Raw genomic sequence first — 19,221 nt, 5'->3', positions numbered from 1 at the left:
TAGCCCGGTGAGCCCCGCCGCACCGCTCCTCGAGGCCCGCCACCTGCGCAAGCGCTACGGCAGCACGGCCGTGGTGGACGACCTGTCGTTCCGCATCGCCGCCGGCGAGTGCCTGGGCGTGATCGGCCCCAACGGCGCGGGCAAGACCACCACCATCCGCATGTGCCTGGGGCTGACCGTCCCCGACGAGGGCGACATCACCGCGTTCGGCCTGCCGATGCCGCGGGAGGCGCTGGCGATCAAGGCGCAGGTCGGCGTGGTCAGCCAGTTCGACTCGCTCGACCCGGACTTCACCTGCGCCGAGAACCTGCTGGTGTACGGCCGCTACTTCGGCCTGAAGGAGGCGCAGATCCGCGAGCGCATCCCGCGCCTGCTGGAATTCGCGGCGCTGTCGCACAAGGCGCACGCCAAGCCGGCGGAGCTGTCCGGCGGCATGCGCCGGCGGCTGTCGCTGGCGCGCGCCCTGGTCAACGAGCCGCGCCTGCTGATGCTGGACGAGCCGACCACCGGACTCGATCCGCAAGCGCGCCACCTGATGTGGGAGCGGCTACAGCTGCTGCTGCAGCAAGGCAAGTCGATCCTGCTCACCACGCACTTCATGGACGAGGCCGAACGCCTGTGCTCGCGGCTGCTGGTGCTGGACCACGGCCGCCGCATCGCCGAGGGCGCGCCGCGCGAGCTGATCGCCCAGCACCTGGAGCCCGACGTCGTGGAGGCCTACGGCAATGGCGCGCTCGCGTTGGCCGGCAGCGGCCTGCGCGCGCTGGCCGGCCGGGTGGAGGTGAGCGGCGAGACCGTCTTCTTCTACACCCAGGATGCCAGGCCGCTGCTGGACGCGCTGGCCGCGCGGCCCGGCCTGCGCACCCTGCACCGGCCCGCCAACCTGGAGGACCTCTTCCTCAAGCTCACCGGCCGCCAGATCCGGGAGGACGGCTGATGGCACCCAGCATCTGGCGCGTGCCCGACCTGTCGCTGCGCTGGTGGCCGGTGTTCCGGCGCAACCTGCTGGTCTGGCGCAAGCTCGCCATCCCCAGCCTGATCGGCAACATCGCCGAGCCGCTGATCTGGCTGCTCGCGTTCGGCTACGGCATGGGCGCGCTGGTCGGCCAGGTGCAGCTGCAGGGGCAGCAGGTGCCCTACATCCTGTTCCTGGCCAGCGGGTCGATCTGCATGAGCGCGATGAACGCCGCCTCGTTCGAGGCCCTGTATTCGGCGTTCTCGCGCATGCACGTGCAAAAGACCTGGGACGGCATCATGAATGCGCCCGTCACGCTGGACAACGTGGTGCTGGCCGAGATGTTGTGGGCCGCCTTCAAGGCCATCTTCACCGTCACGGCGATCCTCGCCGTGATGCTCGGCCTGGGCATCAGCCACAGCCCGAAGCTGGCCCTCGCGTGGCTCATCCTGCTGGGCGCGGGCATCACCTTCTCCTGCATCGCCCTGATCTTCAATGCGCTGGCCAAGGGCTACGATTTCTTCACCTACTACTTCACCCTGTTCCTCACGCCCATGATGTTCCTGTCCGGCGTGTTCTTCCCGCGCGGCCAGCTGCCGGCGCCGCTGCGCGCGCTGTCCGACTGGCTGCCGCTGACCAACGCGGTGGAACTGGTGCGGCCGCTGTTCATGGACCAGTGGCCCGCGGATCCCTGGCGCGGCCTGGCCGTGCTGGCGGCCTACGCCGTCGGCGCCTTCTGGGTCGCCCTGGCCCTCACCCGCCGCCGTTTCGCGGCCTGACACCATGGCCCTCGCCCCGCTGCCCGCCGACCTGCTCGCCATGATGGTGCGCGGCGTCTCGGTCAACGTCGCCTCGCGCGACGCCAACCTGCGGCCCAGCCTGATGCGCGCCGTCGGCAGCGACGTCGCGCCCGACGGCAGCCGCATCACCGTGTTCCTGGCCCGCAGCCAGTCGGCCCAGCTGCTGCAGGACATCGCCAGCACCGGCCAGCTCGCGGCGGTGTTCAGCGAGCCGGCCACGCACCGCAGCGTGCAGATCAAGGCGACGCGCGCGACACTGCGGCCGGCCCGGCACGACGACGAGCCGGTGCTGGCGCGCTACGTCGCCTCGATGGAGCGCGAGATCGCCCGCGTCGGCTTCCCGCCGGCGCTCACGCGCGCGATGCTCGCGCACCGCATCGAGGACCTGGTGGCCGTGACCTTCGAGCCCGAGCAGGCGTTCGACCAGACGCCGGGGCCGCGGGCGGGCAACTCGTTCGGAGGCGGCCAGTGAGCGCGCTGCGGCTGTGCGACATCCGCGCCTGCCTGGAAGGGGCGATCCCCGCCGTGCTGGCGACGTGCGACGCCGACGGCACGCCCAACGTCGCGTACCTGTCGCAGGTGTTCTATGTTGACGACCGGCACGTGGCGTTGTCGTTCCAGTTCTTCAACAAGACGCGGCGCAACATCCTGGCCAACCCGCGCGCGACGGCCCTGCTGATCCACCCGCGCACGGCCGCCCTGTACCGGCTGCACATCCGCTACCTGCGCACCGAGGCCGACGGCCCGCTGTTCGAGCGGATGAAGGCGCAGCTGGCCGGGATCGCTTCGCACACGCGGATGGAAGGCGTGTTCAAGCTGCTCGGCTCGGACATCTACGAGGTCGAGTTGCTGGAGCAGGTGCGCGGCGAGCCGCTGCCCGCCCCGGCGGCCACCGAGGGCCGGCTCACCGCCTTGCGCGCCTGCGCGGAGCGGCTGGCGCGCAGCACCACCCTGGACGAGGCGCTGAGCGGCGTGCTGGCCACCCTGAACGACGGCCTGGACATCCGGCATGCCATGGTCCTGATGCACGATGCCAAGGCCCGGCGGCTGTACACGGTGGCGAGCTCGGGCTATGCCACCTCGGGCGTGGGCTCGGAGATCGGGATCGGCGAAGGCGTGATCGGCGTGGCCGCGCGCGAGCGCACGCCCGTGCGCATCCCGCACCTGACCAGCGCGGCGGCCTACAGCCAGGCCATCCGCAGCAGCCTCACCGAGCCGGGCGAGCCCGTCACGGACATCCCCTATCCCGGGCTCGCCGAGCCGCACAGCCAACTGGCGGTGCCGATCGTCTCGCTCGGCAAGCTGCTGGGCGTGTTGTTCGTCGAGAGCTCGCGGGACCTGCGGTTCGGCTACGAGGAAGAGGACGTGCTGGTCACGATGGCCGGGCACCTGGGCGCCACCATCGAGCTGCTGCAGGCCGGCGCGGACACCGAGCCGGAGCCGGCGGCGCCTGCCTCGGCGGCGGTGGCGCCGGGCGCCCCCATGCTGCTGCGCCACTTCGGCGCCAACGACAGTGTCTTCATCGACGACCGCTACCTGATCAAGGGCGTGGCCGGGGCGATCCTGTGGAAGCTGGTGCGCGACCACCAGCAGCACGGCCGCACCGAGTTCACCAACCGCGAGCTGCGGCTGGATCCCTCGCTCGGCCTGCCCGACGTGAGCGACAACCTCGAGGCCCGGCTGCTGCTGCTGCAGCGCAGGCTGCAGGAGCACGGACCGCACCTGCGCATCGAGAAAACGGGCCGCGGGCGGTTCCGGCTCGCCGTCGGCCGCCCGCTCCAGCTGGCGCCCGCCTAGCCCACCACCAGGCCGGGCACCGCGTCCTGGCCCAGGCCGCGCGCCAGCTTGGTCCACTCGCCCTCCGACAAGTGCGGGCGGATGACGTCCAGCACGGCCGCAAACGCGGGGGCCGGCGCGTTGGCCCGCATGCCCGACAGGGCGGCCAGGCGATCCACCGGCGTCATGTGCGGCAGCATCCAGCGCGCGACCGTCATCATCTCCTGCGGCGGAATCGAGCCGACCAGCGCGTCGTGCAGCGCGACCAGTTCGGCGTCGGTGTAGCGCGCCCACAGCACGGCGTTGTGGGCCGACTCCTCCACCTCCATGTGGCGCAAGTTGTCGGCCACGAACACGGCCAGGTGGCGGTACAGCGCATGGGCCGCAGCGCCGCGCGCCGGCAGCGGCAGCTCGCGCAGCGCGGCCGCGGCGGCCCGCAGGTCCCCGATCTCCTGCTGGTGGTGCACGTGGTCGCCGGCGACGGCCGCGCTGGCGCCCGCGGCGCGCTCCTCGATGGCGCGATGCACGTACTCGTTCTCGTGCTCGAGGTGGGAGCGGCAGAAGTCCATCAGGTCCATGACCTTGCCGGTGGCCTGGCCGAGGGCCTGTTCGTCCTCCACGTCCACGCGGCCGAGCGACAGCAGCGTGTCGGCCATGAAGGCGCGCAGCGCCTTGTGGATGCCGCCGTACATGTCGAAGCGCGGCTGCGCCGCCGCGATGCTCTGGAGTTCCTGGGTGTCGATCTTCATGGTGCGTTCCTTCGGAGGTTGGCCGGCACCTCGCCTGCCACGCCGGGAACTCTAGGAACTTGCGCCGGGGCGCGTTCTGAAGAATCGCTTAAGCAATCCCTAAGGAAACCTTAACCGGTGGCGGACGTGAACTGCGTCACGCGAACTGCCGCGGTCCGGCACCGCCCGCCCCTGTCCCGTCCGGCACGGCGTGACGCCCGCCATTCAATTGCACACAATTCAATTGTGTTCTATCATTGTCGCCATGCACAGGACCAAGGCCATCCCGCCGGAGCAGGCGCTCGCGCTGGACCACCAGCTTTGCTTTGCCCTGTACTCGGCGTCCCTGGCGATGACCAAGCTGTACAAGCCCTGGCTCGACGAGCTGGGCCTGACCTATCCGCAGTACATCGCGATGCTCGCGCTCTGGGAGCAGGACGGCCTGTCCGTCTCGCAGCTCGGCGAGCGCCTGCGCCTGGATTCCGGCACCCTCACGCCGCTGCTCAAGCGGCTGGAGGCCGCCGGCCTGGTCACGCGCCTGCGCGGCACCGAAGACGAGCGGCGCGTGCATGTGCGCCTGACGACCGCCGGCCGGCGCCTGCGCGCGCGCGCCGAGAAGATCCCCGGCTGCGTGCTCGACGCCGCGCAGTGCCCCCTTCCCGAGCTGGTGCAGCTCACGCGCCAGCTCCAGTCGCTGCGGGACCGGCTCGCCGCCTGACCCGCTTCCTTCCCCCTCCTCCACCAACACCGAAAGGCCATCCATGAACAAGCTCGACAAGGTGCTCTACACCGCCCACGCCCACACGACCGGGGGCCGCGACGGCCAGTCCCGCACCGACGACGGCCGGCTCGACATCCAGCTCAGCCCCCCCGGCGGCGCCGGCACCGGCACCAATCCGGAGCAACTGTTCGCGGCCGGCTACTCGGCGTGCTTCATCGGCGCGATCAAGGCCGTGGCCGCCAAGCAGAAGATCGCCTTGCCCGCCGACCTGGCCATCGACGCCGAGGTGGACCTCGGCCCCGTCGGCCAGGCGTACGGCATCGCGGCGCGCCTGAACATCAGCCTGCCCGGCATGGACCGCGACCAGGCCCGCCAGCTGGTCGACACGGCGCACCAGGTCTGCCCGTACTCGAACGCGACGCGCGGCAACATCGAGGTCCAGGTCAACCTGGTCTGAGCGCGCCTTGGACGCGATGCACGAGGGCCGGAGCGATCCGGCCTTTGTCGCATCCGGCCCAGCGTCGGCTGGGCGGCGGTCCACCATCGGACAGCGGGCTCGGCGCGCGTGCTGGCCCGGTGCGGCGACAGCGCCGTCGCGCACGTTGTTGCGAGCCGCCGCGCTTTGCACTACGGTGTGCGGATGACCACCACGCTGCTCATTCGCAAGGACCGGCTCGCCGACGCACGCCTGCGGCAGGCGGACGATGCGCCGCTGGGCGCCGGCCAGGTCCGGGTCGCGCTGGACCTGCTGGCGCTGACCGCGAACAACATCACCTACGCCGCGTTCGGCGAGCAGATGGACTACTGGCGCTTCTTCCCCTCGGGCGAGGACGGCTGGGGCATCGTTCCGGCGTGGGGCTTCGGCCGCGTGGTGCAGTCGCTGCACCCCGGCGTGGCGGTGGGCGAGCGCCTGTACGGCTACTGGCCGCTGTCCGGCGGCGCGGTGCTGCAGCCGGATCGCCTGTCGGCCGCGGGCTTTCGCGACGGCACGCCGCACCGCGCTCAGCTGCACGCGGTCTACAACCACTACCTGCGCTGCAGCGCGGATCCGTTCTACACGGCCGCCACTGAGGGCGAACAGGCGCTCCTGCGGCCGCTGTTCACCACGTCCTGGCTGATCGACGACTTCCTGGCCGACAACGCCTGCTTCGGCGCGCGCCGCATCCTGCTGTCCAGCGCGTCGAGCAAGACGGCCTACGGCACCGCCCACCTCCTGGCCCAGCGCCCGGGCATCGAGGTCGTCGGCCTGACCTCGCCGGGCAACATCGCCTTCTGTGAGAGCCTGGGTTGCTACTCGCGCGTGCTGGCCTACGACGGCATCGGCCAGGTGCCGGAGTCCGAACCCTGCGTGTACGTGGACTTCGCGGGCGATGCGCGCGTGCGGCGCGCCGTGCACGAGCGCCTGGGCGATGCGCTTCGCTATAGCAGCGCGGTGGGCGGCACGCACGTGGAGCACCTGGGCGGCGCCGGCGGCCTGCCGGGCCCGCGGCCGACACTCTTCTTCGCGCCGGCCCAGGCGAAGAAGCGGCAGTCGGACTGGGGGGCGGACGTGTTGCAGCAGCGGCTGCTGCAGGCCTGGCAGGCGTTCCTCGCCGCCGCGACGCGCGGCACGCCGCCCTGGCTGGAACTGCGCTGGCACCACGGCGCCCAGGCCGCGCTGGCCGCCTACGGGCAGGTGCTGGCCGGCCGCAGCGATCCGCGCCTGGGCCACCTGCTCGACTTGCGCTAGCGCAAACCGCCGGGTGGCGTGCCCGCGATCATCGAGTCCGCCATGCGCCTGGCCCTGCTGTCCGACCTGCACGCCAACCTGCACGCGCTGCAGGCTTGCCTGGCGCACGCCCGCAGCCAGCACGCCACGCAGCTCGCCTTCCTGGGCGACCTGGTCGGCTACGGCGCGCAACCCGCCGAGGTCGTCGACCTCGTGCGGCAGGAGCTGGCCCGCGGCGCGGTCGCGGTGAAGGGCAACCACGATGCCTTCGCGGTCGCCGGCGCCGCCGGCCGCACCGTCGGCGAAGCGGGCGCGGCCTGGACGCACGGGCGGCTGTCCGCGGCGCAGCGCGACTTCCTCGACCGCCTGCCGTTCACCGCGGCGGCCGCGAGCGCGCTGCTCGTGCACGCCAGCCCCGACGATCCCCCCGCCTGGCACTACGTCGACAACACGGCGCGCGCCGAACGCAGCCTGGCGGCGCTGGATGCGCACCCGGGCGTGCAGCACGTGTTCTGCGGCCATGTCCACGAGCAGCGCCTGTTCTACGCCGGCCGGCACGGCACGCCGATGCCGTTCGAGCCGACACCCGCAGCGCCCATCCCGCTGCCGCGGCACCGCCGCTGGCTGGCCACGGTCGGCTCCGTGGGCCAGCCGCGCGATGGCGATCCGCGCGCGATGTACGCGCTTTGGGACGACCAGGCCCTGCGCGTGACGTTCCACCGCGTGCCCTACGAGCACCGGCTGGCCGCGCAGGCGATCCGCGACGCGGGCCTGCCCGAGGCCTTCGCCGCGCGGCTGGAGGTCGGGCGATGAAGCTGCTGGCGCCCGGCACCGAGCTCGACGGCTTCGTCGTGCGCGAGCTGCTGCACGCCGGCGGCATGGCGCACATCTACCGTGTCGGGTACGCCGACGGCCGCCCCGATCCGGGCTTCCCGATGGTGATGAAGGTGCCCCGCATGGCCGGCGGCGACGGCGGCGAGACCATCATCGGCTTCGAGGTGGAACAGCTGGTGCTGCAGCACGTCGGCGGGCCGCACGTGCCGCGGCTGGTCGCCGCCGGCGATCTCGAACGCGTGCCGTATCTCGTGATGGAGCAGGTGCCCGGCGCGACGCTGCAGCAGTGGCTCGACGACGCGCAGGAGGCGCGCCGGCCGATCGCCGTCGACGACATCGCGCGCCTGGGCCTGGCGGTCGCCACGGCGGCGCACCAGCTGCACCAGCAGGATGCGGTGCACCTGGACCTCAAGCCGGCCAACGTGATGATAAGGCCCGACGGCACCGCCGTGCTGCTGGACTTCGGGCTGAGCTGGCATGCGCACCTGCCCGACCTGCTGGCGGAGGAGTTGCGCAAGGCCGTCGGCTCGCCCCCCTGGATCTCGCCCGAGCAGGTGGTGGGCATCCGCGGCGATCCGCGCAGCGACGTGTTCGCCATCGGCGTCATCCTGTACCAGCTGGCCACCGGCGAGTTGCCGCACGGCGAGCCACTGACCACCGGCGGCCTGCGCCAGCGGCTGTGGATGGACCCCGTGCCGCCGCGCGCACGCCGCGCCGACCTGCCCGAGTGGCTGCAGGAGGTGATCCTGCGCTGCCTGGAGCCCCAGGCCGATCGGCGCTACCCGTCCGCCGCCCACCTGGCCTTCGACCTGGCGCATCCGCAGCAGGTGCAGGTGACCGAGCGCGGCCGGCAGCTGCGCCGCGCACCGCTGCGCGTCGTGCTGCGCCGCTGGGTCGCCGCGGCCGGCCGGCACTACCAGCCCAGCCCACGGCCGGCGGTGCAGTCCGCCGAGGTGCCGATCGTCATGGTGGCGCTGCCGCACCAGGACGTGGCCGACAGCACCCTGTGGTCGCTGCGCGTGGCGACCCAGCGCTCGCTGGGCCTGCGCCCCGGCGCGCGGCTGGCCTGCGTGACGGTCGTTTCGACGCCGGCCGGCGGCGACGAGGCGACGCTGCAGCGCGAGCACCTGGAGCGGCTGCGCCGCTGGAGCCTGGGCCTGGACCTCGCCGGCCACCAGGCGTCCTTCCACGTCCTGGACGCCGGCAACGTGGCCCGGGCGCTCGTCGAGTACGCCCGCGGCAACCACGTCAGCCTGCTGATCCTCGGCGCGGCGACGCATGGGCTGCCGCTGCAGCGCTTCCTGCCGACGGTGCCGGCCCAGGTGGTCATGGCCGCGCCGTGCAGCGTGCTGCTGGTCAAGCAGTCGACGCCGTTCGAGCACCTGCAATCGGCCGCCGAGGCCGCGCGCACGGGCGGCGGCGCGTGACAATCGGGCCATGAGCGAAGGCCACCCCTATGACGCGCTGACGCCGGATGCGGTGCTGGACGCACTCGCTGGCATCGGCCTGCACGGCGACGGCCGGATGATGGCGCTGAGCTCGTACGAGAACCGCGTCTACCAGGTCCAGCTGGAGGATCCCGTCGACGGCCACCGGGAGGTGGTGGCCAAGTTCTACCGTCCCGGCCGCTGGAGCGACGCCGCGATCCTGGAGGAGCACGCCTTCGCCGCCGAGCTGGTGGCCGGCGAGGTGCCGGCGGTCGCGCCCCTCGTCGTGGCCGGGCGGACGCTGCACCACCATGCGCCGTTCGCGTTCAGCGTCAGTCCGCGGCGCGGCGGCCGCGCGCCCGAACTCGAGGACGAGGAGGTGCTCGAGTGGATCGGCCGCTTCCTCGCGCGCATCCACACGGTGGGCGCGGCCCGCCCCTTCGCGCACCGGCCGCTGCTGGACCTGCGCAGCTTCGGCGCCGAGCCGCGCGAGTGGCTGCTCGCCAACCAGGCCGTGCCGATGGACGTCGAGTCCGCCTGGAGCAAGGTCTGCGAGGAAGCGCTCACCGCCGTCGCGCAGGCGTTCGGCGGCCCGGACGGCGCCTATGCGGACCGGTTCGCGCTGATCCGGCTGCATGGCGACTGCCACCCGGGCAACATCCTGTGGACGCCCGGTGCGGGTCCGCACTTCGTCGACCTCGACGACGCACGCACCGGCCCCGCGGTGCAGGACCTGTGGATGCTGCTGTCCGGCGAGCGGGCGCAGCGCCAGCGCCTGCTGGGCGCGCTGCTGGATGGTTACGAACAGGTGCGCGATTTCGATCGCGCGGAGCTGGCGCTGATCGAGCCGCTGCGCACGCTGCGGTTGGTGCACTACAGCGCCTGGCTGGCGCGCCGCTGGGACGACCCGGCGTTTCCGGCCGCGTTCCCCTGGTTCGGCACCAGCGACTACTGGAAGGGACAGATCCAGGTCCTGCAGGACCAGCTGGAGGCGATGGCCGAGGCGCCGCTGGTGGCCTGAGGCCGCCCTCAGTGCGCGGTCTGCTGCGAGGCGGTGGATGCCGCGGCGCCGGGCTGGGCGGACGGCAGGACCGGCGCGGCCAGGTGGTTGGCCGGGTCATAGAGCACGGTGCCGGTGCCCACGCCGACCCCGGCGCGCACCGGGCCGTTGCCGATCGGCACGCTGGCGCCGACGCCGACGCCGCCCGTGACCTGGCCGCCCTGGTTCACGCCGACGCCCACGCCCACCGGGCCGACGCCGGTGCCGACCCCGACCGACAGGCCGCCCGTGCCGCCGCCGATGCCGATCGACACCGGGCCCACGGGCACGGAGATGCCGGCGCCGACGCCGGTGCTGGCGCAACCGGCCAGCGCCGTGGCCAGCGCGATGGCGCCGCACACTCGTCTGGTTCGCATGCGGCGATTGTCCGCCGCCGAGGCAGCCGCCGGTGTGACCGGATGCTTCAGCGCACCGGGTTTTCGATCGCGCCGATGCCCTCGATCTCCACCTTCACCACGTCGCCCGGCTTCAGGTACTTGGGCGGCTTGAAGCCGATGCCCACGCCCACCGGCGTGCCGGTGGCGATCAGGTCGCCCGGGTAGAGCGTGATGCCGGCCGAGAGCGTCTCGATCAGCGTCGGGATGTCGAAGATCAGGTCGGTGGTCGAGGCGTCCTGGCGCAGCTCGCCGTTCACCCAGCAGCGCACGCGGGTGTTGGTGCCGTCGCACTCGTCGGCGCTCACCAGCCACGGGCCCATCGGGCAGAAGGTGTCGAACGACTTGCCCAGCAGCCACTGCTGGTGGCGGCTTTGCCAGTCGCGCGCGGTCACGTCGTTGACGACCGTGTAGCCCCACACGTGCTTGAGCGCGTCTTCCTTGCGGATGCCCTTGCCGCCCTTGCCGATGACCACCGTCAGTTCGGCCTCGTAGTCGATGGCAGTCGACACGTCCGCCGGCACCACGATCGCGTCGCTGGGGCCGACCACCGACTCGGGCACCTTGGTGAAGTAAATCGGCACCGAGGGGATGTCGCCGCCCGTCTTGGCGCTGCTGTCGAAGCCGCTGCCGGCGAATTCCTTGGCGTGCGCGTGGTAGTTCTTGCCCACGCAGAAGATGTTGCGGCGCGGGCGCGGCACCGGGGCCGTCAGCTGGATGGCGTCCATGGCCACCGGGGCGCCGGTGGCCGGCAACGGGGCGCCGGCGGCCAGCAGTTCGACCACCGGCAGGGCGCCGCGCAGCGCCTCGCCCGCGGGCAGGTCGAGCGGCAGCACGCTCTGCAGGTCGGACGAGACGATGCCGACACGGGGTTGGCCACGGTCGAGATAGGCGGCGATCTTCATGGGGAAAACTCTGTGGAGGTGGTGAGGGACAAAGTAGCATGCTAACGCCTTCAAGGAGATTTCCACAATGCAACGTCGCACCGCCCTCGCCGCGGTCGCGCTGGCGGCCGCCGGCCTGGCCAACGCGCAAGCCCCCTTTCCCAGCAAGCCGATCACGATGATCGTGCCGTTCCCGCCGGGCGGCCTGGCCGACATCGTCGGGCGTCCCGTCGCCGAGGCCATGGGTCGCGACCTCGGCCAGCCGGTCGTGATCGAGAACAAGGGCGGCGCCGGCGGCGGCATCGGCATGGCGCAGGCCGCCAAGGCCGCGCCGGACGGCTACACGATCGTGATGGCCCTCTCCTCGTACAGCGTGCTGCCCGAGGCCGACGCCATCATCGGCCGGCCGCAGATGTACAGCTACCAGTCGCTGCGCCCGATCGCCCGCTTCACCGCCGACCCCACCGTGCTGGCGGTGCGCGCCGATGCGCCGTGGAAGACCGTGAAGGACTTCGTCGAGGACGCCAGGAAGCGCCCGGGCGCCATCAACTACGGCTCGTCGGGCAACTACGGCACCATGCACGTGCCGATGGAGATCCTGTCGCAGACCACCGGCGCCAGGATGACCCACGTGCCCTTCACCGGCGCCGGCCCGGCCGTCGTGGCCCTGCTCAGCGGCCAGATCGACGCCGTGTCGTCGGGCCCCGCCACCGTGCTGCAGCACGTGAAGGCCGGCAAGCTGCGCGTGCTGGCGCACTGGGGCAACGGCCGCCTGGAGGCGCTGCCCAACGTGCCCTCGCTCAAGGACGCCGGCTACAACGCGGAGTACGCCCAGTGGTCGGGCCTGTTCATTCCGGCCGGCGTGCCCGAGCCGGTCGCCCAGCGCCTGCGCGCCGCCGCGCGTGCCGCCGGCAACGACCCGAAGGTGCGCGAGGTGATCGGCAACGCGGGCAGCCCGGTGATGTTCCAGGACACGCCCGATTTCGAGAAGTACGTGCAATCGGACGTGCGCCGCATGGGCGACGTCGTCAAGAAGATCGGCAAGGTGGAGTGATCCACCCAAGGAGAACCGCCATGGTGTCCCAGCTGCAACGCCTGCTCTTCGCGGTGATCGCCGCGGCCGTCGTCGCCCCGGCGGCCGCGCAGACCTGGCCCGCCCGGCCGGTCAAGGTGATCGTGCCCTACGCCACCGGCGGTCCCGCCGACGTGTACGCCCGCTTCCTGGCGCAGCGGCTGGGCGACTCGCTCGGCCAGCCCTTCGTGGTCGAGAACCGGCCGGGCGCCGGCGCGGTGATCGGCACCGACGCCGTGGCCAAGTCGGCGCCGGACGGCTACACGCTGCTGCTGATGTCGAACACGCACACCGTGAACGAAACGCTGCTGGCGAACAAGCCGTACAACCTCACGCGCGACTTCGTCGGCGTGGCGCCGATCAACTACTCCGACCTCGTGCTGGTGGCGCATCCGTCGCTGCCGGCGGCCAACGTGCAGCAGGTCGTCAAGCTCGCCAAGGACCAGCCGGGCAAGCTCAATTACGCGTCGTCGGGCACCGGAACGCCGTACCACATGGCCGGCGAGCTGTTCAAGAGCATGACCGGCACCAGCATCGTCCACGTGCCGTACAAGGGCAGCTCGGGCGCGCGCACCGACGTGCTGGCCGGCCAGGTGCAGATGATGTTCGACGCCGTCACCACCATGGCCGAGCAGGTCAAGGCCGGCAAGGTCAAGGCCATCGCCACCACCGGCAAGAAGCGCTCGGCGGTGCTGCCCGACGTGCCGACGGTGGACGAGTCCGGCGTGCCGGGCTACGAGGCCACCATCTGGCTCGGCGTGCTGGCGCCCAAGGGCACGCCCGCGGCGGTGGTCACGCGCCTGAACGAGGCGATCAGCCGCATCGCCAGCCAGCCCGACGTGCAGCAGGCCTGGGCGCAGCAAGGGGCCACCGCCATGGTGATGAGCCCCGCCGCCTTCGAGAAGTACCTGCAGGAGGACATCGCCAAGTGGGCCAAGGTGATCCACACCGCCAACATCAAGGCCGACTGAGATGAGGCCGGTCCAAGTGTTGAGCGGGGGCGCGGCGCAAGGCCTGGTCGCGGCGCTGGAGCGCCAGCTTCACGAGCGCGGCCTGGACGTTGCCGGCAGCTTCGGCGCCGTCGGCGCGATGCGCGACAAGCTGCTGGCGGGCGAGCCCTGCGACCTCCTGATCCTCACCGAGGCGCTGGTCGCCGAACTCGAGCGGCAGGGCCATGTGCGCCCCGGCTCCGCCCGGCCGCTCGGCCGGGTGCGCACCGGCGTGGCGGTGAAGGCCGGCGAGCCGCTGCCGGCGGTGCAGACGCGCGAGCAGCTCGCGGCGCTGCTGCGCGGCGCCAGCGCCGTCTACTTCCCGGATCCGGAAAAGGCGACGGCGGGGATCCACTTCATGAAGGTGCTGCGTTCGCTGGGCCTGGACACCGCGCTGGCGGGCCGGCTGCGCACCTTTCCCAACGGCGCCACCGCCATGCGCGAGATGGCCGCCAGCACCGACGCGGGCGCGGTCGGCTGCACCCAGGTGACCGAGATCCTCTACACGCCCGGCGTGCGGCTGGCCGGCGGCCTGCCCAAGGAATTCGAGCTCGCCACGGTCTACACCGCCGCCGTCTGCACGCGCGCCGTGCAGCCCGACGCGGCGGCGATCGTGGCGGACCTGCTGGCCTCGGACGACGCGCGGGCGGCCCGCCAGGGCGGCGGCTTCGACCCGCTCGGCTGAGCGGCGGGGCCGGCTCCCCGACTTCGGGGAGCGGACTTCAGCGGGCGATCAGGCCAGCAGCGCGTTGACCCGGCGGACATAGGCGGCCGGGTCGTCCGGCAGCCCGCCCTCGGCCAGCAGCGCCTGGTCGAACAGGATCTGTGCCAGGTCGTGGAAGTGCACCGAGCCATCGAGCTTCTTGACGAGCGCGTGGTCGGGATTGACCTCCAGCACCGGCTTGAGCTCCGGCACCTTCTGGCCGGCCTGCTTGAGCATGCGCGCCAGCTGCGTGCTCATGCCGCCGTCGGTGGCCACCAGGCAGGCCGGCGAATCGACCAGGCGGCTGGTGACGCGCACGTCCTCGGCCTTGTCCTTGAGCGCCTCCTTCAGCCGGGCCAGCACGGGCTTGAAGGCCTCGGCGGCCTCCTCGGCCTTCTTCTTCTCGGCCTCGTCCTGCAGCTTGCCCAGGTCGACCGCGCCCTTGGCCACCGACTGCAGCGGCGTGCCGTCGAAGTCCTGCAGGTAGTTGAGCGCCCACTCGTCGACCCGGTCCGTCATGAGCAGCACCTCGATGCCCTTCTTGCGGAAGACCTCCAGCTGCGGGCTGTTCTTCGCCGCGGCCAGGGTGTCGGCGGTGATGTAGTAGATGGCCTCCTGGCCTTCCTTCATCCGCGCCTTGTAGTCGGCCAGCGAGACCGAGACGGCGTCGGACTGGGTGGAGGCGTAACGCAGCAGCCGGGCGATGCGCTCGCGGTTGGCGAAGTCCTCGCCCACGCCTTCCTTGAGCACGGCGCCGAACTCGGCGTAGAACTTGCCGTACTTGGCCCGGTCGTCGGCCGAGGCGGCCTCGTCCTTCTCGAGCCTGGCGAGGTCCTCCAGCATCGACAGCACGCGCTTGGTGCTGCCCTCGCGGATCGCCTTGACGTCGCGGCTTTCCTGCAGCAGCTCGCGGCTGACGTTCAGCGGCAGGTCGGCCGAGTCGATGACGCCGCGCACGAAGCGCAGGTAGACCGGCATCAGCGCCTCGGCGTCGTCCATGATGAACACGCGCTTGACGTACAGCTTGACGCCGGCGGCCTTCTCGCGGTTCCACAAGTCGTACGGTGCCTGCGCCGGGATGAACAGCAGCTGGGTGTACTCGGTGCTGCCCTCGACCCGGTTGTGGCTCCAGGCGAGCGGGTCCTCCTGGTCGTGGCTGATCTGCTTGTAGAAGGATTGGTACTGCTCGTCGGCGATGTCCTTCTTCGGCCGCGTCCACAGGGCGCTGGCCTGGTTGACGGTCTCCCACTCGTCGGTGAGCACCATCGCGCCGCCCTGGCCGTCCTCGCCTTCCTTCCACTCCTCCTTGCGCATCCGGATCGGCAGCGAGATGTGGTCGGAGTACTTGGCAATGATGGACTTGAGCTTCCATGTCGACAGGTACTCGGCCGCGTCCTCGCGCAGGTGCAGGATGACGCTGGTGCCGCGCTGCGGCCGCTCGATCGCCTCGACCTCGAAGTCGCCGGCGCCCGCGCTGGTCCAGCGCACGCCCTCGCCGGCGGGCAGGCCGGCACGGCGCGACTCCACCGTGATGCGGTCGGCCACGATGAAGCCGGAGTAGAAGCCGACGCCGAACTGGCCGATCAGCTGCGCGTCGGCCTTCTGGTCACCCGAGAGGCGATGCATGAACTCGCGCGTGCCGCTCTTGGCGATCGTGCCGAGGTTGTCGATCGCCTCCTGCTGCGACAGGCCGATGCCGTTGTCGGTGATGGTCAGCGTGCGCGCGTCCTGGTCGAACGCCACGCGCACCTCCAGGTTGGGCGCGTCCTCGTACAGCGCGTTGTCGTTCAGCGCCTCGAAGCGCAGCTTGTCGCAGGCGTCCGAGGCGTTGGAGATCAGCTCCCGCAGGAAGATCTCCTTGTTGGAGTAGAGCGAGTGGGTGACCAGGTGCAGCAGTTGCGCCACCTCGGCCTGGAACGAGAGGGTCTGTTTCTTGTCGGACATGGCGGGTCTGGATGGATGTCGTTCGCCCGAAGGCGAGCAGAGCTTGGGGGCGGCGCGCCGTTTTTCAAGCGCCGCCCGCGCGAGGCCGCCATTGTGCCGAGGTGGCCGGCGCAACAACGCGGAGCGCGCCGCGTGACAAAGTGGGCGGATGCCCGCCCGGCTCACCCGGTTGGGGGTTGTCCGGGGAAGACACGTGGTTACAGTGCGCCTCGTCGAACCCAACCGTTGTCCATGTCCTTCCAGCTCTCCCTTCCTTCCGTCCATGCCGGCCCCGACGCCACCCACACGCTGGAGTCGCTCGAACGCGAAAGCGCCGGCACGCTGACGGTGGAGGCGCCGGGCCGGACCGGGCGCGCCGCGCGGGAGCAGCTGGCCCGTTGCAGCATCCCCACGCGCGCGGCGCGCGCTTCGCAGCGGCGGCTCTCGGTGGCCGGCGGCGGCGCCGTCGTCGTGACGTTCACGCCCTGAGGGTCACGGCCCCGCGCCGGCCGCGCATCCCGACGTTCGGCGCCCGCGGCGCCAAGAAAAAAGCCCCGCGAGCGGGGCTTTCTCATGGGCCGGGCCGGCGTCGAGCTCAGCTCGCTTCACCGCGCGGGATCTGGCCCAGGCGCACGGCCTGCGCGGCATCGGCACGCAGGGCCTGGCGCGTCACGTCCGACTGCAGCGGGGCGGCGATGCGCGAGCCGGCGGGCTCGAACTTGTAGTTGCGCACGGCCTGGACGGCGTCGGCACGCACTTCGGCGCGGGCGCGCTCGCTCTTGAACTGCGGCAGGTTGCTGCTGTAGTCGGCTTCGCCGGCATGGGCGGTGGCGGAGAAGGCGGCGGCGACGGCGGCGAGGGCCAGCAGGGACTTGCGGTTCATGGTCATTCCTTTCAGTGGTCAACGGTGCTGAGGCGGCTGGTGCGGACTGGTCTGGAGCGCTGCATCAACCGTGACTTCACTGTAGGCGGCCACTGTGAGGTGACCCTTAGCATTTCGTTAGCTGGCGATTAGGACGCCAAGGCCGGGCTGCCACGTGGCGCGGCCGCGGCCGCACCGGCAAGGCCGAGCGGCTCGATGCGCGCCACCAGTCCGCTGCGATCCGTGCGGTTGCGCAGGACCACGCGCAAGCCGCAGCGGCTGGCGGCGCTCTGCGCGATGGACAGGCCCAGGCCGCTGCCGCGCGCGCTGGTGCCCGGCACGCGGAAGAAGCGGTCGAACACGCGCGAGAGCTGGTCGGGCGGAATGCCGGGGCCGGTGTCGACCACCTCGATCACCGGGCCGGCCGGGCTGCCCGCCAGCCGCACGTCCACCACGCCGCCTTCGGGCGTGTAGCGCAGCGCGTTCTCGACCAGGTTGTCCAGCACGCTGCGCAGGTCGCCGACGCCGCAGCGCAGCACGGCGGCCGAGCGCGCCGATTCGTCGACGACGACGCCCAGGTCGATGCCGCGCTGGTCGGCCAGCGCGATCAACCCGTCGACGCTCTGGTGGATCTGCGCCTGCAGGTCGATCGCCACCGCGGGTTCCGGCGGCGCGGCCTCGTTGCGCGACATCCGCATCAGCTGGTCGACCAGGCGCTGCGCCCGGCTGACGCCCGCTTCGAGCTGCGCGAAGCTCTGCTGGCACGAGCCCGGCGGCAGGTCGCGCCGCACGTTCTCCAGCTGCAGGGCGAGCGCGGTGATCGGCGTGCGCATCTCGTGCGCGGCATCCTGCATGAAGCGGCGCTTCTGCGCGATCACGTCGCGCAAGCGGCCGAGCAAGGTGTTGAAGGCGCCCACCAGCGGCGCGATCTCCGCCGGGACCCGGGCCGAGGGCAGTTCGCGCAGTTCGCTCAGGTCCTGGCGGGCGAGCTGGTCGCCGACCTGGCGCACCTCGCGCGAGAGTTTCGCGGCCACGCCCCACAGGATCAGGATGGCCAGCGGCAACAGGATCAGCACCGGCGCGATCGCCGCCCCGGCCCGCTCGACGGCCAGCTTGCGCCGGAAGTCGTCGCTCTGCAGCACCTGCACGCGCTTGCCCGTGGCCGGCGAGGCAGCGGTCGTGTAGACGCGCCAGCGCCTGCCATTGGCTTCGACGTGGTCGAAGCCCGGCGCGCCGGCCAGCGGCACGCTGGCGTCGGGCAGCGAGGTGGCGTCCAGCCGGCCCTCGGGGGTCCAGACCTGCGCGATGTACACGCCCCAGCTGTGCACGCGCTCGGGGTCGGCCTTGCGCAGCGCGAGGTGCTCTTCCTGCAGCGCGATCGAATCGGCGAGCTGCTCCATCTGCTCGTCCAGGAAGGCGCCCACCATGCGGTTGGAGGTCCAGTAGGACAGTGCGGCCGACGCCGCCCCGACGCCCAGGAACAGCGGGACGAGCCACACGAGCAGCGCGCGCCGCAGCGAGCACATGGGACCGGCGGACAGGATGTGCATCAGGCGTTCTCCCTCGGGGTGCCGCCCGGCTGGCCGGCGGCGATGCGCCAGCCGAGGCCGCGCACGTTGCGGATCACGTCGGCGCCCAGCTTGCGGCGCATGCCGTGGATCAGGACGTCGACCGCGTTGCTGCTCACCTCCTCGCCCCAGCCATAGATGCGGCTTTCGAGCTGGTCGCGCGAGAGGATGGCGCCGGGGCGCTCCAGCAGCGCGTGCAGCAGCGCGAATTCGCGCGCCGACAGCTGCGCGCGCTCGCCCTGCACCAGCACCTCGCGCGTGGTGAGGTCCAGCTGCACGGCCTCGGTGCCGATCACCGAGTGCGCGCTGCCGTCGCGGCGGCGGATCACCGCCCGCATGCGCGCCAGCAGTTCGCGGAATTCGTAGGGCTTGACCAGGTAGTCGTCGGCCCCGACGTCCAGCCCGGTGATGCGGTCGTCGATGCCGTCACGCGCGGTGAGCACCAGCACCGGCGTGCGGTCGCCTCGCGCGCGCGCCGTGCGCAGCACCTCCATGCCGTCCTTGCGCGGCAGGCCCAGGTCCAGCAGCACGCACGCGTAGCCGCCGTCGGCCATCGCGCTTTGCGCGAGCTCGCCCTCCTTGACCCAGTCGACCGACCAGCCGTTGGCCTCCAGCGCCCTGTGCAGGCTCTGGCCGATCATTTCGTCGTCTTCGACGAGCAGCACGCGCATCGGGATCACTCCTGCCCACCGCGGCGCCTGCGGGACGCACGTCCGCCAGTGGGCTTGTGACCTGAAAGACTACAGAAACTGTGTTAGCCGGGTGTTAGGCGACGTCCGGCGCCGTCGGGCGGACGAATGGAAACGCGCCGCCGCCGGTCGGCCGGCGGCGCCCGGC

Annotated in this window: 21 protein-coding genes; 14 read left to right on the top strand and 7 right to left on the bottom strand. The window is 71.9% G+C overall.

The genetic code is table 11. The features are described 5' to 3' along the window. The first annotated feature begins 7 nt into the window (after positions 1-7). From AC3ANR_RS03055 to AC3ANR_RS03040, 4 genes are read left to right on the top strand one after another with little or no spacing between them, the layout of a single operon-like run. The gene (locus AC3ANR_RS03055; RefSeq protein WP_488290408.1) at positions 8-937 is read left to right on the top strand and encodes an ATP-binding cassette domain-containing protein; all 930 of its coding nucleotides are present in this window, start codon (positions 8-10) and stop codon (positions 935-937) included. Beyond that, entirely contained in the window at positions 937-1,734 is a 798-nt protein-coding gene (locus tag AC3ANR_RS03050; RefSeq protein WP_488290407.1) for an ABC transporter permease, read from the top strand. The genes AC3ANR_RS03055 and AC3ANR_RS03050 overlap by 1 nt, the downstream gene beginning before the upstream one ends. 4 nt (positions 1,735-1,738) lie before the next feature. Further along, on the top strand, positions 1,739-2,227 hold the full coding sequence (locus tag AC3ANR_RS03045) for a hypothetical protein (RefSeq protein WP_488290406.1): 489 nt from the start codon (positions 1,739-1,741) through the stop codon (positions 2,225-2,227). Beyond that, positions 2,224-3,552 carry a GAF domain-containing protein gene (locus AC3ANR_RS03040; protein WP_488290405.1) on the top strand — a complete coding sequence of 443 codons (1,329 nt, stop codon included), beginning with the start codon at positions 2,224-2,226 and terminating at the stop codon, positions 3,550-3,552. Before AC3ANR_RS03045 ends, AC3ANR_RS03040 begins: the two co-directional genes overlap by 4 nt. Here AC3ANR_RS03040 and AC3ANR_RS03035 read toward each other — a convergent pair. Further along, a complete protein-coding gene (locus AC3ANR_RS03035) occupies positions 3,549-4,280 on the bottom strand; it encodes a hemerythrin domain-containing protein (protein WP_488290404.1) in 732 nt (243 codons plus the stop codon). The two genes, AC3ANR_RS03040 and AC3ANR_RS03035, sit on opposite strands and share 4 nt — an antisense overlap. A 244-nt stretch (positions 4,281-4,524) precedes the next feature. Here AC3ANR_RS03035 and AC3ANR_RS03030 point away from each other — a divergent pair, with 244 nt between their 5' ends. From AC3ANR_RS03030 to AC3ANR_RS03005, 6 genes are all read left to right on the top strand, one after another. After that, complete coding sequence (locus AC3ANR_RS03030) at positions 4,525-4,977, top strand: MarR family winged helix-turn-helix transcriptional regulator (protein WP_488290403.1); 453 nt, start codon at positions 4,525-4,527, stop codon at positions 4,975-4,977. Positions 4,978-5,020: 43 nt separating this feature from the next. Beyond that, on the top strand, positions 5,021-5,437 hold the full coding sequence (locus tag AC3ANR_RS03025; RefSeq protein WP_488290402.1) for an organic hydroperoxide resistance protein: 417 nt from the start codon (positions 5,021-5,023) through the stop codon (positions 5,435-5,437). Between the two features lie 183 nt (positions 5,438-5,620). Beyond that, a complete protein-coding gene (locus AC3ANR_RS03020; protein WP_488290401.1) occupies positions 5,621-6,709 on the top strand; it encodes a DUF2855 family protein in 1,089 nt (362 codons plus the stop codon). A gap of 42 nt (positions 6,710-6,751) precedes the next feature. After that, positions 6,752-7,501 (top strand): metallophosphoesterase family protein, encoded by a 750-nt coding sequence (locus tag AC3ANR_RS03015; RefSeq protein WP_488290400.1) that lies wholly within the window; start codon positions 6,752-6,754, stop codon positions 7,499-7,501. After that, a complete protein-coding gene (locus AC3ANR_RS03010) occupies positions 7,498-8,949 on the top strand; it encodes a serine/threonine protein kinase (protein WP_488290399.1) in 1,452 nt (483 codons plus the stop codon). The genes AC3ANR_RS03015 and AC3ANR_RS03010 overlap by 4 nt, the downstream gene beginning before the upstream one ends. Positions 8,950-8,959: 10 nt before the next feature. Further along, on the top strand, positions 8,960-9,970 hold the full coding sequence (locus AC3ANR_RS03005; protein ID WP_488290398.1) for a serine/threonine protein kinase: 1,011 nt from the start codon (positions 8,960-8,962) through the stop codon (positions 9,968-9,970). Positions 9,971-9,978: 8 nt separating this feature from the next. Here AC3ANR_RS03005 and AC3ANR_RS03000 read toward each other — a convergent pair whose 3' ends face one another. Together AC3ANR_RS03000 and AC3ANR_RS02995 are read right to left on the bottom strand one after the other, a co-directional pair. Continuing rightward, positions 9,979-10,365, bottom strand: a complete 387-nt coding sequence (locus AC3ANR_RS03000; protein ID WP_488290397.1) for a hypothetical protein — start codon at positions 10,363-10,365, stop codon at positions 9,979-9,981. 47 nt (positions 10,366-10,412) lie between these two features. Beyond that, positions 10,413-11,288, bottom strand: a complete 876-nt coding sequence (locus tag AC3ANR_RS02995; protein WP_488290396.1) for a fumarylacetoacetate hydrolase family protein — start codon at positions 11,286-11,288, stop codon at positions 10,413-10,415. 67 nt (positions 11,289-11,355) lie between these two features. Here AC3ANR_RS02995 and AC3ANR_RS02990 point away from each other — a divergent pair, with 67 nt between their 5' ends. The 3 genes from AC3ANR_RS02990 to AC3ANR_RS02980 are packed head-to-tail and all read left to right on the top strand — an operon-like array spanning position 11,356 to position 14,013. Beyond that, on the top strand, positions 11,356-12,321 hold the full coding sequence (locus tag AC3ANR_RS02990; RefSeq protein ID WP_488290395.1) for a tripartite tricarboxylate transporter substrate binding protein: 966 nt from the start codon (positions 11,356-11,358) through the stop codon (positions 12,319-12,321). 20 nt (positions 12,322-12,341) lie between these two features. Then, positions 12,342-13,310, top strand: coding sequence for a tripartite tricarboxylate transporter substrate binding protein (locus AC3ANR_RS02985; RefSeq protein ID WP_488290394.1), 969 nt, complete (start codon positions 12,342-12,344; stop codon positions 13,308-13,310). A 1-nt stretch (position 13,311) separates the two neighbouring features. Further along, a complete protein-coding gene (locus AC3ANR_RS02980; RefSeq protein ID WP_488290393.1) occupies positions 13,312-14,013 on the top strand; it encodes a molybdate ABC transporter substrate-binding protein in 702 nt (233 codons plus the stop codon). 48 nt (positions 14,014-14,061) lie between these two features. On the opposite strand, the gene htpG is transcribed toward AC3ANR_RS02980, so the two are convergent. Next, complete coding sequence (htpG, locus tag AC3ANR_RS02975) at positions 14,062-15,975, bottom strand: molecular chaperone HtpG (RefSeq protein WP_488290392.1); 1,914 nt, start codon at positions 15,973-15,975, stop codon at positions 14,062-14,064. A 231-nt stretch (positions 15,976-16,206) separates the two neighbouring features. Between htpG and AC3ANR_RS02970 the strand changes: the two genes are divergently transcribed. After that, a complete protein-coding gene (locus AC3ANR_RS02970; RefSeq protein ID WP_488290391.1) occupies positions 16,207-16,443 on the top strand; it encodes a hypothetical protein in 237 nt (78 codons plus the stop codon). Between the two features lie 106 nt (positions 16,444-16,549). On the opposite strand, the gene AC3ANR_RS02965 is transcribed toward AC3ANR_RS02970, so the two are convergent. The 3 genes from AC3ANR_RS02965 to AC3ANR_RS02955 form a co-directional block, all read right to left on the bottom strand. Continuing rightward, positions 16,550-16,837 carry a DUF4148 domain-containing protein gene (locus AC3ANR_RS02965; protein ID WP_488290390.1) on the bottom strand — a complete coding sequence of 96 codons (288 nt, stop codon included), beginning with the start codon at positions 16,835-16,837 and terminating at the stop codon, positions 16,550-16,552. 128 nt (positions 16,838-16,965) lie between these two features. Further along, positions 16,966-18,366: a sensor histidine kinase gene (locus AC3ANR_RS02960; RefSeq protein WP_488290389.1), complete on the bottom strand. Its 1,401-nt coding sequence runs from the start codon at positions 18,364-18,366 to the stop codon at positions 16,966-16,968. Beyond that, on the bottom strand, positions 18,366-19,055 hold the full coding sequence (locus AC3ANR_RS02955; RefSeq protein WP_488290388.1) for a response regulator transcription factor: 690 nt from the start codon (positions 19,053-19,055) through the stop codon (positions 18,366-18,368). The genes AC3ANR_RS02960 and AC3ANR_RS02955 overlap by 1 nt, the downstream gene beginning before the upstream one ends. Positions 19,056-19,221: the final 166 nt, after the last annotated feature.

The sequence above is a fragment of the Ramlibacter sp. JJN2-2R genome (assembly GCF_057747835.1).
This window is presented reverse-complemented; position numbering and strand designations above follow the sequence as displayed.